At 35.0% G+C, this 13362-nt stretch carries 7 protein-coding genes and 2 rRNA genes (1 of these 9 cut by a window edge); 6 read left to right on the forward strand and 3 right to left on the reverse strand.

Annotated elements, in window-relative coordinates:
- Positions 1-50: 50 nt before the first annotated feature.
- Complete coding sequence (locus tag LPB302_RS06435; protein WP_053972964.1) at positions 51-833, reverse strand: tRNA pseudouridine synthase A; 783 nt, start codon at positions 831-833, stop codon at positions 51-53.
- Between the two features lie 273 nt (positions 834-1106).
- Here LPB302_RS06435 and LPB302_RS06440 point away from each other — a divergent pair, with 273 nt between their 5' ends.
- From LPB302_RS06440 to LPB302_RS06465, 6 genes are all read left to right on the forward strand, one after another.
- Positions 1107-2096, forward strand: coding sequence for an outer membrane beta-barrel protein (locus LPB302_RS06440; protein ID WP_053972965.1), 990 nt, complete (start codon positions 1107-1109; stop codon positions 2094-2096).
- 36 nt (positions 2097-2132) lie between these two features.
- Positions 2133-3419: an ammonium transporter gene (locus LPB302_RS06445; protein WP_053972966.1), complete on the forward strand. Its 1287-nt coding sequence runs from the start codon at positions 2133-2135 to the stop codon at positions 3417-3419.
- Positions 3420-3536: 117 nt separating this feature from the next.
- On the forward strand, positions 3537-3875 hold the full coding sequence (locus LPB302_RS06450) for a P-II family nitrogen regulator (RefSeq protein WP_053972967.1): 339 nt from the start codon (positions 3537-3539) through the stop codon (positions 3873-3875).
- A gap of 20 nt (positions 3876-3895) precedes the next feature.
- On the forward strand, positions 3896-5137 hold the full coding sequence (locus LPB302_RS06455) for an ammonium transporter (protein ID WP_053972968.1): 1242 nt from the start codon (positions 3896-3898) through the stop codon (positions 5135-5137).
- A 211-nt stretch (positions 5138-5348) separates the two neighbouring features.
- On the forward strand, positions 5349-9860 hold the full coding sequence (gltB, locus tag LPB302_RS06460) for a glutamate synthase large subunit (protein WP_053972969.1): 4512 nt from the start codon (positions 5349-5351) through the stop codon (positions 9858-9860).
- A 4-nt stretch (positions 9861-9864) separates the two neighbouring features.
- Positions 9865-11328: a glutamate synthase subunit beta gene (locus LPB302_RS06465; protein ID WP_053972970.1), complete on the forward strand. Its 1464-nt coding sequence runs from the start codon at positions 9865-9867 to the stop codon at positions 11326-11328.
- Positions 11329-11475: 147 nt separating this feature from the next.
- On the opposite strand, the gene rrf is transcribed toward LPB302_RS06465, so the two are convergent.
- Positions 11476-11585: ribosomal RNA gene (gene rrf / locus LPB302_RS06470) — 5S ribosomal RNA — on the reverse strand.
- Between the two features lie 108 nt (positions 11586-11693).
- Positions 11694-13362: ribosomal RNA gene (locus tag LPB302_RS06475) — 23S ribosomal RNA — on the reverse strand (it continues 1201 nt past the right edge of the window).

Genomic DNA, 13362 nt, shown 5'->3' on the forward strand with positions numbered 1-13362 from the left:
AAAAGAGCTCATACAATTGCTTCAATCCCTTGTGCAAGCCAATTTATAAGCTAATTTTCTAATTCAATATTATAGAGTTGTAAACCAGAGCCAGGAGAAATGTTTCTCATAAATTGTTTATCATTATCTACTTTTAAAGAGTCTTCTATATACTGTATTGATAAATTCCCTTTTCCTAATTCAAATAATGTAGCCATCATTAAACGAATTTGATATCTTAAAAATCCCTTCCCTCTTACTTTTAATATATAAGACTGCTCAGGAAAAAAACTAGCCGTTAAAATTGCATTCTCTACAATTTCACAAAAGTCAATGGTTCTTTTAAAGATAGTATTATCAGAAGGTTTTGTACAATATTTATGAAAATAATGCTCACCCTGAAAAAGCTTAGCTCCTTTTTTCATGATTTCAATATTTAATTCACTCTCTTCATTAACTATAAAAGGAGCTGCAAAAGGATGATTTACCTCTCCAAAAGAAAAGTAATAATGGTATTCTTTAATTTTTGGAGCATTAATAATATTAAAACTTGTTGCAACCTCAGAAATAGAGCTTGCTTTAAAATCTGCAGGAAAGTTAGAGTTCAACTCTTTCAAAAAGATATCTTCTATTAATTTCTCATTAGTAAATAGCTGAAAAATATAACCATTAGCAGACACTTTAGCATCTGTTCTACCTGCACCAACTGTTTTGTAACCAGCATCTTTTAACACAAAAGACAAGCTTTTATCTACAATATCATGCAAAGTTTTGGCATTTGTTTGCTTTTGCCAACCAGAAAACCGAAAACCAAGAAATCCTAAAGAAATTAAGTAACTTTTTGAATATTTCATAGGTGCTAAAATACAATAATTACATTTTTTTTTACAAAAGGGGCATTTTTATGAATATCTTAAAATTATACTGCATTTTTTTACGAACCTAATATTTTCTATCCTACAGATAACTCAAAATATATTTATCTCAATTTAACCCCCCTTTTTTTGAGGGTACCCTCCTTAAAAACCCCTGTTTTGAATTTTAGACCCCTTGTTACTTTATTATTAATCAATACATTTACAGCGTTCAAATAATAAAAAATCAATAAAAACTAAAAGGACATTATTATGAAAAAAATTATTTTCACTTTATTTTTAGCAAGTAGCTTGTTAGTAAATGCCCAAGATGACAAAGGAACTTTTTCTTTAAGTGGTAGCGTAGATGTATATCATACAAGTAATTTAAAAAGTGGTTCTCCAGGATCAGTTGGTATTCTTTATGGAGGCTCTGCAGTACCTAATGCATTTGGTTTAGGTATGGCTAATACAATATTTGCTTATGAAAAAGGAAAAGCAGGTGTTGTTGCAGATTTAGCTTTTGGTCCAAGAGCAAATGCAGCTAATGCTTATGAAGGTGCAATTAACCAATTGTATGCTTACTATAAGCCATCAGAAAAAATTACATTAACCTTAGGTCAGTTCAATACTTGGTATGGTTATGAAGTTATTTCTCCTGCAGGAAACTTCAACTACTCAGTTTCTTACTTATTTAATGCTGGTCCTTTCTCTCATACAGGATTCAAATTAGACTATGCAGCTTCAGAAGACTTATCTTTTATGTTTGCAGTAACTAATCCTCATGGATTAACTTCTGGTGCAAACCCAAGTAATGATTACCAATTAGGTTTCCAAACTGGGTACAAAGGTCAGTACTTTAACTTAGCTTATGGTTCAGATGGTTTTGGATTTACAGATGTATTATACTTAGATTATACAGGTGGTTTCGATTTATCTGATTCTTTCTTCTTAGGTATCAATGCTGCTTATGCAAATTCAAGTGATGCTGATGCTGGTTATCAAGGTGTTGCTTTATACTTACAAAACACATTCTCTGATTCTTTTTCTTTAGGTTTTAGACCAGAATTCTTTACAGCAACTTCAGGAGCAGGAGACACTAATGTATCTGCCTTTACTTTAAGTGGAAACATTGCTTTAACAAGCGCTTTAACTATAATTCCAGAATTAAGATATGATTCTTCAGATGATTTAATCATTCCTGGATTTCCTACAGAAACTAGTATGACAGGTGCAACTTTAGCTGCTGTTTACTCTTTCTAATACAACACAACTATTAAATTAACTAAATTTTAAATTATGAGTTTATTACTAACATTATTCCAAGACACTTCTGAAGCTGCTGCAGTTTTAGAACAAGTAAATGGAGATATGGGAATGCTTTGGATGCTTATTGCAGGTATCTTAGTTTTCTTAATGCAAGCTGGTTTTACATTAGTAGAATCTGGAATGACGCGTTCTAAGAATGCTGTAAACATTGCAATGAAAAATTTACTAGACATTTGTGTAGGTTCTTTAACTTTCTGGTTAGTTGGGTACTCTTTAATGTATGGAGACACTTCTAATGGATGGTTCTTTTGGAGTGGTTTATTCCAGGGTGAAGGAGCTGATTTATTCTTCCAAACTATGTTTGCTGCAACAGCTGCAACAATAGTTTCTGGTGCAATTGCAGGTAGAACAAAGTACACAACTTATATTGTATTTTCTATTGTAATGACAGCTATTATCTACCCTATTTCTGGTGGTTGGCAATGGCAAGGAGAAGGTTGGTTAACTGAGTTAGGTTTTATTGACTTTGCTGGTTCATCAATTGTACACTCTGTAGGTGGTTGGGCTGCTTTAGTAGCTGCATTTATGGTAGGTCCTAGAATTGGAAAATTTGTGGATGGTAAAGTATTACCTATACCTGGTCATAACCAAGTATTAGCAACTTTAGGTGTTTTCATCTTATGGTTTGGTTGGTTTGGTTTTAATGGTGGATCTCAATTAGCTTGGGGTGGTGCTGATGCAACAGGAGCTTCTAACGTAGTTTTAGTTACAAATTTAGCAGCTGCAGCTGGTGGATTAGGTGCCTTAATCACAACTTGGATTTGGTATGGGAAACCAAACTTAGCACAAACCTTAAATGGATCTTTAGCTGGTTTAGTAAGTATTACTGCTGGTTGTGGAAACATGACTCCTGAAGGTGGAGTACTTGCAGGTTTAATTGGTGGTATTATTGTTGTATTCTCAATTGAATTTATTGAAAAGAAATTAAAAATCGATGATGCAATTGGTGCAGCTTCCGTACATGGTGTTGCTGGTGCTTGGGGAACTTTAGTTATAGGTCTTTGGGGTGTAGATGGTGATACTGGAATCGGACTTTTTAATGGTGGAGGAGCTTCTCAATTAGGAGCACAAGCTATTGGAGTTTTAGCATATGCAGTTTGGGCTGTTGTATTATCTTTTATTGTTTTTGGAATCTTAAAAGCAACTATGGGTCTTAGAGTAAGTAAAGAAGTAGAAATTGAAGGTTTAGATATTTCTGAACACGGTTCTATTGCTTACCCAGGTAAGAGAGTTAGAGAATATGATGAAGACAAATAGTCTATAAATCACATACAGTTTTACATAAAAATCACGCAGCTTTCTGAGTTGCGTGATTTTCTACTGTAAAGAATTTTATACTTTTAGAGTAAATATTAGTAATTAATTATACATAAAATGAAGAAAATTGAAGCAATCATTAGAAAATCAAAATTTAGAAATGTAAAAGAAGCATTGCACGAAGTTGGTGTAAACTTTTTCTCTTATTGGGATGTTACAGGTTTAGGTAACGAAAAAGAGGGGCATGTTTACAGAGGTGTAAGTTATAGTACCAGCGATATTCAAAGAAGACATATTGCAATAGTTGTTAATGATGATTTTGAACAAATTACAATTGAAACAATTTTAAAAGCTGCAGCTACTGGCAAAGTAGGTGATGGTAAAATATTTGTAAGTGATATACAAGAAGCTTACAGAATTAGAACTGGCGAAAAAGGAGGACAAACATTAAATTAAATAGATTACAGAATTAGATTATGGAATTATTAACAATCAACAATGTATGGATGATGATCTGTACAGCCCTAGTATTCTTTATGCATTTAGGATTTGCATTTTTAGAAATAGGATTAACAAGACAAAAAAACACAATCAACATACTTTTTAAAAATATTTTTATAATTACAGTAGGTCTACTACTATATTGTTTTGTTGGCTTTAACTTAATGTATCCTGGGTTCTCTGAATCATCATTAGGTATTTTCGGTTTCGCAGGTTTTGGTTTAACTTCTCCAATTACAGATGCAGGAACTTTAGATTTAATGTATAATGAAGGATATACCTATTGGACAGATTTCTTATTTCAAGGAATGTTTGCAGCAACAGCAGCTACCATAGTTTCTGGAGCAGTAGCTGAGCGTATGAAAATTTTACCTTTTATGATTTTTACCTTACTATATGTAGGTTTAGTGTATCCAATTGCAGGTTCTTGGAAATGGGGTGGAGGATTTTTGGATCAATTAACAACACCTTTTTATGATTTTGCAGGTTCTACACTTGTACATTCTGTAGGTGGTTGGGCAGCATTGGTTGCTGTTTGCCTTTTAGGACCTAGAATTGGTAAATTTAAAAACGGAAAAATTCAAGCAATTCCTGGTCATAACATCCCTTTAGCAACAGCAGGAGTTTTAATTTTATGGTTAGGATGGTTTGGTTTTAATGGAGGTTCTGTTTTATCTGCAGACCCAACATTAACGTCATTAACATTAGTTACTACTTGTTTAGCTGCTGCTGCTGGTGGTGTTTTTTCTGCTATAGTTTCTACAATACTTTATAAAAATTTAGATTTAACCATGTTTTTGAATGGAATTTTAGGTGGTTTAGTAGGTATTACTGCAGGTGCAGATCAAATGTCGCCAACAGATGCAATTGCAATTGGTGCAATAGCTGGTGTAATTATTGTATTTGCAGTTAGCTTAATAGACAAGTTAAAGTTAGATGATCCTGTAGGTGCTATTGCTGTTCACCTTTTCTGTGGAATTTGGGGAACTTTAGCTGTTGGTATATTTGGAAACTTGGCAAGTGTAGATCAATTCATCAGTCAACTTATTGGTGTTGGGTCTTATGCTGTATTTTGTTTAGTAACTTCCTTTGTTATTATATATGTACTAAAAGTAACCATGGGTATAAGAGTTAGTGAAGAAGAAGAACTAGAAGGTTTAGATGTTCACGAGCATGGAATGGATGCTTATCCAGACTTTAGATTGAACGAACATTAATTGTTTATTGATAAAATGCGCTTCTTAATCAACAATTTAGGAGCGCATTTCTTCTTTTTATGAATATGATAAAATAGGTTGGCTCAAATTATCATTAATATATTTTTCATATTGATATTTTATTTTCATCACAAAAATTACATTTAAAATTACATATCATTAAATTATATTCAACAAAATACATAGATTTGTATATATAATTTAATTTGATATGGAGAAACAAGGACTGTATTTACCAGAATTTGAACATGAAAATTGTGGTGCTGGTTTTATATGTAATTTGAATGGTGATAAAACAAATCAAATTATACATGATGCCCTAGAAATTCTAGTAAAACTAGAGCATAGAGGTGGTGTTAGTGCTGATGGAAGAACAGGAGATGGAGCAGGTTTATTAATAGATATTCCTCATGAATATTTTACAAGAGTTTGTGATTTTGCACTACCAAAACAAAGAGATTATGCTGTTGGTATGGTTTTCTTACCAAAAGTTTCTAATCAATATAACTTTTGTAAAACTGTCTTCGAAAAAGAAATTACAGAGCAAGGTTTATCTGTAATTGGATGGAGAGTTGTTCCTGTAGATTCATCACAACTAGGTGAAATTGCATTAGCATCAGAACCAAATATAGAACAACTTTTTGTAGGGAAATCAAATGACATTGATGAAGCTACCTTCAAAGCAAAACTGTATGCAGCAAGAAAAATTGCTGAACATACTATTAGAACTTCAAAAATTTCTGAGAGTAATTATTTCTATGTACCAAGTTTATCTATAACAACCATTATCTATAAAGGTATTATTATGCCAGAAGATATTGGTCCTTATTATAAAGATCTTCAAGAAATAGATCTAGTAACAAGATTAGCCTTAGTGCATCAACGTTTTTCTACAAACACAATGCCAACTTGGGAGCTTGCACAACCATTTAGACACATGTGTCAAAATGGTGAAATCAATACATTAAGAGGTAATGTAAGTAGAATGAGAGTTAGAGAAGAGATCATGAAAAGTGATGTCTTTGGCCCACAAATCGATAAATTATTCCCAATAATTTTACCAGGAAAGTCAGATTCAGCATCTATGGATATGGTTGTAGAATTATTAACACACACAGGTAGGTCATTGCCAGAAATTATGATGATGATGATTCCTGAAGCTTGGGAAAAACATGCAACAATGTCTCCTGAACGTAAAGCGTTTTATGAGTACAATGGTTGTATTATGGAACCTTGGGATGGCCCAGCTTCTGTACCTTTTACAGATGGTGATTACATAGGTGCACTTTTGGATAGAAATGGTTTAAGACCTTCTAGATATACAGTTACCAAGAGTGGAAAACTTATTATGTCTTCAGAAATTGGTGTAGTAGATATTGATCCTTCAGACGTTAAAGAACATGGACGTTTAGAACCAGGAAAAATGTTCTTGGTAGACATGAACGAAGGTAGAATTATTGAAGACAAAGAAATTAAAAGTAAAATTGTTTCAGAAAGACCTTATCAAGAATGGTTAGACAAAACACGTTTACACCTAAAGGATGTTCCTTATACAAGCGAAACTTGTCCTATAGAAACTATTGATATTAAAACGCGTCAACGTTTATTTAACTACACATTTGAAGATATTCAAGAAGTAATTACACCAATGGCTCAAGTTGGTAAAGAAGCTTTAGGCTCAATGGGTATAGACACTCCATTAGCTGTATTATCAGACAGACCTCAATTAATTTCAAATTATTTTAAACAATTATTTGCTCAAGTAACAAACCCTCCTTTAGATGGTATTAGAGAAAACATTGTTACTGATATTAGTTTAAATTTAGGAAAAGACAGAAATATATTTAGCATTACAGAAAGACAATGTAGAAAATTAAGAATACAAAACCCAGTAATTTCTAATGCTGATTTAGAAAAAATTAGAAGTATAAATATCGAAAGTTTTAAAGCAGAAACTATTCAGATTTTATACCCAAAAAGCGAAGGTTTAAATGGTCTTGAAAATGCTCTAGAAGCTATTGTAATTCAAGTAGAAAAAGCACTTGAGGCTAAGAAAAATATAATCATACTTTCAGATAGAGGAGTTAATCAAGAATTAGCGCCAATACCTGCACTTTTAGCATGTTCATTTGTAAATCATCAATTAAATCGTTTACGTAAACGTTCTTATTTTGATATTATAATTGAATCTGCAGAACCTCGTGAACCACATCATTTTGCTACCTTATTTGGTTATGGAGCAAGTGCCATCAATCCATATATGGTTAACGAAATTATCAGAATGCAAGTAAAAGAAGGCTTCATTACTGATATGGATGAGCAAAAAGCTGTAGATAATTTTAATACAGCTATTGGTAAAGGTTTATTAAAGGTGATGAATAAAATTGGAATCTCAACTTTACACTCATATAGAGGTTCTCAAATTTTTGAGATTGTTGGTTTCAATTCTCAGTTTGTAGAAAAATATTTTCCTTACACAGCTTCTAGAATAGAAGGTATTGGTCTATATGAAATAGAAAAAGAAATAGATCAACGTTACAAACAAGCATATCCAGATAATCAAATTGATAAAAATTTAGGATTAAACATTGGTGGAGATTATAGATGGAGAAGAAATGGAGAACGTCATTTATTTAACCCTACAACCGTTTCTAAATTACAACAAGCTGTACGTTTAAGTGATCAAAAAAGTTACGATGTTTACGCAAAAGCTGTAAATGAACAAGCTGAAAACTTAATGACAATTAGAGGTTTATTTGAGTTTGACAACTTAGATCCAATACCTTTAGAAGAAGTTGAGCCTTGGACAGATATTGTAAAACGTTTTAAAACTGGTGCAATGTCTTATGGGTCTATCTCTAGAGAAGCTCATGAGAATTTAGCAATTGCCATGAATAGAATTGGTGGTAAATCTAATTCAGGAGAAGGTGGAGAAGATAGAAAACGTTTTCAAAAAGACAGTAATGGAGATAGTAGAAATTCTGCAATCAAACAAGTTGCTTCTGGTAGATTTGGAGTTACGTCTCACTATCTAACGAATGCTAAAGAAATTCAAATAAAAATGGCTCAAGGAGCCAAGCCTGGAGAAGGTGGTCAATTACCTGGTTATAAAGTATTACCATGGATTGCGAATGCAAGAAATTCAACACCTTTTGTTGGTTTAATTTCTCCTCCTCCACATCATGATATTTATTCTATTGAAGATTTAGCTCAGCTTATATTCGATTTAAAAAATGCGAATAGGGAAGCAAGAATTAACGTAAAATTAGTTTCAGAAGTTGGTGTAGGTACTATTGCTGCAGGTGTTGCCAAAGCCAAAGCAGACGTTGTTTTAATCTCAGGTTATGATGGTGGAACAGGAGCCTCTCCTTTAACATCCTTAAAACATGCAGGTTTACCTTGGGAACTTGGTTTAGCTGAAGCACAGCAAACTTTGGTCATGAATAGTTTACGAAGTAGAATTGTTGTAGAATGTGATGGTCAATTAAAAACGGGTAGAGATGTAGCCATAGCTGCACTTTTAGGAGCTGAAGAATTTGGTTTTGCAACTGCGCCATTAGTAGCTTCAGGTTGTATTATGATGCGCAAGTGTCATTTAAATACCTGTCCTGTAGGAATTGCAACTCAAGATAAAGAGTTAAGAAAAAACTTTAAAGGTACTCCAGAACATGTTATTAATTTCTTCTTCTACATTGCAGAAGAGTTAAGAAGTATTATGGCTCAATTAGGTTTCAGAACTTTATCTGAAATGGTAGGTCAAACGCATAAAATAAATGCAAATAAAGCAATTAAACATTATAAAGCAAAAGGATTAGATCTTTCTAGTATTCTACATAGACCAGATTCATATAGAAAAATGACTGTGAATAATACAGAAAAACAAGATCATAATATAGATGAAGTTTTAGATTTTACCATACTTAAAGACTCTCACAGAGCTCTGTATAGAAAGGAAAAAATGAATCTTAATTATCCTATAAAAAATACAAATAGAACTGTAGGTGCCATTGTTAGTAATGAAATCTCTAAAATTTATGGTCATTTAGGTTTACCTGAAGATACTTTGAATATTAATTTCACTGGTTCTGCTGGCCAAAGTTTTGGGGCATTTGGTGCTTATGGATTAACCTTTACATTGGAGGGTAATACTAATGATTACTTAGGTAAAGGGTTATCAGGTGCCAAATTAATTGTAAAGAAACCAGCTTCTGCAGATTTCCTTGCCGAAAATAATATTATTGTTGGTAATGTTTGTCTATTTGGAGCTGTTAATGGTCAAGCTTACATTAACGGAATTGCAGGTGAACGTTTTGCAGTACGTAATTCAGGAGCTACTGCAGTTGTAGAAGGTGTAGGTGATCACTGTTGTGAATACATGACAGGTGGTCAAGTAATAGTATTAGGTAAAACAGGTAGAAATTTCGCAGCTGGTATGAGTGGTGGTATAGCATATGTTTTTGATCCAGAAGATAATTTCAAAAACGGATTATGCAATACTGAAACCATTGAATTCGAAAGCATTTCAGAAGATGATGCAGCTGAATTAAAATCTAATATTGAAAAACATCAATTGTATACCAACAGTAAAAAAGCAAAAGATTTATTATCTGATTGGGAAAATAGTTTAGCCAAGTTTGTAAAAGTAATGCCAACTGAGTACAAACGTGCTTTAGAACGTTTAGAAACAGAAGAACCAATGTTTGAAGAATTAACAATAGCATAATGTCATGGGAAAAGTAACAGGATTTAAAGAATTTGAAAGACAGGATGAGACGTATAAATCTGTAATGGATCGTGTAAAACATTATAATGAATTTACAGTTCCATTATCTGATAAAGAAATTACCAAACAAGGTTCACGTTGTATGGATTGTGGTATCCCTTTTTGTCATAGTGGATGTCCCTTAGGAAATTTAATTCCTGACTTCAACCATATGGTTCATCAAGGAGAATGGAAAAAAGCATCTTGGATTTTACATTCAACAAATAATTTCCCAGAATTTACAGGAAGACTATGTCCTGCACCATGTGAACAAGCATGTGTATTAGGTATTATAGAAGATCCAGTTTCTATAGAAAATATAGAAAAAAATATTGTAGAACGTGCTTTTAAAGAAGGATGGATTAAGCCTCAAATACCAAAATATAGAACAGATAAAACTGTTGCTATTATTGGTTCAGGGCCAGCTGGTCTTGCAGCTGCTCAACAACTAAATAGAGCTGGTCATACAGTAACTGTTTTTGAAAGACATGATGAAATTGGCGGACTTTTAAGATATGGAATTCCAAATTTTAAAATGGAGAAACATATTATAGATAGAAGAATTGCAATTTTAAAAGCAGAAGGCATAATATTTAAAACCAATGTTAATGTTGGGGTTGATTATGATATTAAAAATTTAGATTCGTTTGATTCTATAGTTTTATGTGGTGGCGCCACAAAGACAAGAAGTTTACCTACTCCTGGAATAGATGCTGATGGAGTTGTTCAAGCAATGACTTTTCTAACTCAACAAACAAAAGTTGTACTAGAAAAACCAATAGAGAATCAAATATTAGCTACAGATAAAAATGTTATTGTTATTGGAGGTGGAGATACTGGATCAGATTGTATTGGTACCTCTAATAGACAAGGAGCAAAAACTGTAGTGAACTTCGAAATTATGCCAAAACCACCTGGACACAGATCGCCTAGTACACCTTGGCCTTTTTGGCCTCTAAAATTAAAAACTTCCTCTTCACACCAAGAAGGTGTTGAACGTAATTGGCTTATAAATACAAAAGAATTTGTAAAAGATGATAATGGAAAATTAATTGCTTTAAAAACAGTTAATGTAGAGTGGAAAATGATACCTGGTCAAAGACCGGAATTAGTAGAAATTGCAGGAACAGAAAAAACTTGGCCTTGTGATTTGGCTCTATTAGCATTAGGTTTTACAGGTCCAGAAAGCACATTAGCTGATAAACTAGGGATAACAACCGACAATAGGTCTAATTATATAGCAGAATATGGCAAATATCAAACGAATGTCAAACATATTTTTACTGCTGGAGATATGAGAAGAGGACAATCCTTGATAGTTTGGGCCATTTCAGAAGGTAGAGAGGCCGCTAGACAAGTTGACTTATTCCTTATGGGCAAATCTGAACTTCCTTCAAAAGATATTGCTGGCGACCTCGTTGCAATGTAAAAAAAACCAATACAAAAAAAGCCCATACTTATATAGTATGGGCTTTTCTATTTATATCATTTAAAAGTATATCTCTAAGTATTTAACAAAAAAACCTCATATCTAACGATATGAGGTTTTGTTTACTTGATATAATCAAGATTTAAAGAAAGGCAGCGACCTACTCTCCCACATAAATGCAGTACCATCGGCGCTATTGGGCTTAACTTCTCTGTTCGGTATGGGAAGAGGTGAGCCCCAATGCTATAACCACCCTAAGCTTTTCAGTTAAATTGCTCTAACTGTATAAGTTAACATATAGTAAAATAATATTGTAAGTTCAAAATAAAAAAAGAGTGTCTCTTCCCTCTTGCGAGGGAAGAAGCGTACATAAGTCTATGGGTTATTAGTACTACTCGGCTATGACATTACTGCCTTTACACCTATAGCCTATCAACGTTGTCATCTCCAACGACCCTTTAAAGAAATCTCATCTTGTGGTGGGTTTCGCGCTTATATGCTTTCAGCGCTTATCCCTTCCCGACGTAGCTACTCTGCTATGCTCCTGGCGGAACAACAGATACACTAGAGGTCAGTCCAACTCGGTCCTCTCGTACTAGAGTCAGATCCACGCAAATTTCTAACGCCCACAGCAGATAGAGACCGAACTGTCTCACGACGTTCTGAACCCAGCTCGCGTGCCACTTTAATGGGCGAACAGCCCAACCCTTGGGACCTTCTCCAGCCCCAGGATGTGACGAGCCGACATCGAGGTGCCAAACCCCCCCGTCGATATGAGCTCTTGGGGGAGATCAGCCTGTTATCCCCGGAGTACCTTTTATCCTTTGAGCGATGGCCCTTCCATGCGGAACCACCGGATCACTATGCTCTTGTTTCCAACCTGATCGACCTGTATGTCTCTCAGTCAAGCACCCTTATGCCATTGCACTCTACGCACGGTTACCAAGCGTGCTGAGGGTACCTTTAGAAGCCTCCGTTACTCTTTTGGAGGCGACCACCCCAGTCAAACTACCCACCAAGCACTGTCCTCATCTCTGAGTTAGACTCTAGATAAGCAAAGGGTGGTATTTCAAGGATGACTCCACAACGCCTAGCGACGCTGCTTCGATGTCTCCCACCTATCCTACACATTACTTATCCAAAGCCAATACTAAGCTATAGTAAAGGTTCACGGGGTCTTTTCGTCCCGCTGCGGGTAATCGGCATCTTCACCGATACTACAATTTCACCGAGCTCATGGCTGAGACAGTGTCCAGATCGTTGCACCATTCGTGCAGGTCGGAACTTACCCGACAAGGAATTTCGCTACCTTAGGACCGTTATAGTTACGGCCGCCGTTTACTGGGGCTTCATTTCAGATCTTCGCCGAAGCTAAACCCTCCACTTAACCTTCCAGCACCGGGCAGGTGTCAGGCCTTATACATCATCTTTCAATTTAGCAAAGCCCTGTGTTTTTGATAAACAGTCGCCTGGACCTTTTCACTGCGGCCCATCCGAAGATGGGCGACGCTTCTCCCGAAGTTACGCGTCTATTTTGCCTAGTTCCTTAGCCATGAATCTCTCGAGCACCTTAGAATTCTCATCCCAACTACCTGTGTCGGTTTACGGTACGGGTTCTTATAATCTGAAGCTTAGAGGTTTTTCTTGGAAGCCTTTAGGCACACTATCCACTCGTCCGAAGATTTGTGGTACTATCGACTTTCTCCAAAACCTGCGGATTTACCTACAAGTCCTATAAATACAGTCTTCAACGTACTATTCCGTCAGTACGCGGTGCTTTCAATACTCCGTCACCCCATCGCAATTATAAGAAGTACAGGAATATTAACCTGTTATCCATCGACTACTCCCTTCGGATTCGCCTTAGGACCCGACTAACCCTCAGCTGATTAGCATCGCTGAGGAAACCTTAGTCTTTCGGTGTGCGGGTTTCTCGCCCGCATTATCGTTACTTATGCCTACATTTTCTTTTGTAATCACTCCAGCATACCTCACAGTACACCTTCTACGCAGATTACAATGCTCCCCTACCAC

The organism is Polaribacter dokdonensis, assembly GCF_024362345.1.
GTDB lineage: Bacteria > Bacteroidota > Bacteroidia > Flavobacteriales > Flavobacteriaceae > Polaribacter > Polaribacter dokdonensis.

Bases quoted from the DNA above. Each gene is read 5' to 3' on its own strand.
- LPB302_RS06435 (WP_053972964.1), bottom strand. From the start codon at position 833: ATGAAATATTCAAAAAGTTACTTAATTTCTTTAGGATTTCTTGGTTTT.
- LPB302_RS06440 (WP_053972965.1), top strand. From the start codon at position 1,107: ATGAAAAAAATTATTTTCACTTTATTTTTAGCAAGTAGCTTGTTAGTA.
- LPB302_RS06445 (WP_053972966.1), top strand. From the start codon at position 2,133: ATGAGTTTATTACTAACATTATTCCAAGACACTTCTGAAGCTGCTGCA.
- LPB302_RS06450 (WP_053972967.1), top strand. From the start codon at position 3,537: ATGAAGAAAATTGAAGCAATCATTAGAAAATCAAAATTTAGAAATGTA.
- LPB302_RS06455 (WP_053972968.1), top strand. From the start codon at position 3,896: ATGGAATTATTAACAATCAACAATGTATGGATGATGATCTGTACAGCC.
- gltB (WP_053972969.1), top strand. From the start codon at position 5,349: ATGGAGAAACAAGGACTGTATTTACCAGAATTTGAACATGAAAATTGT.
- LPB302_RS06465 (WP_053972970.1), top strand. From the start codon at position 9,865: ATGGGAAAAGTAACAGGATTTAAAGAATTTGAAAGACAGGATGAGACG.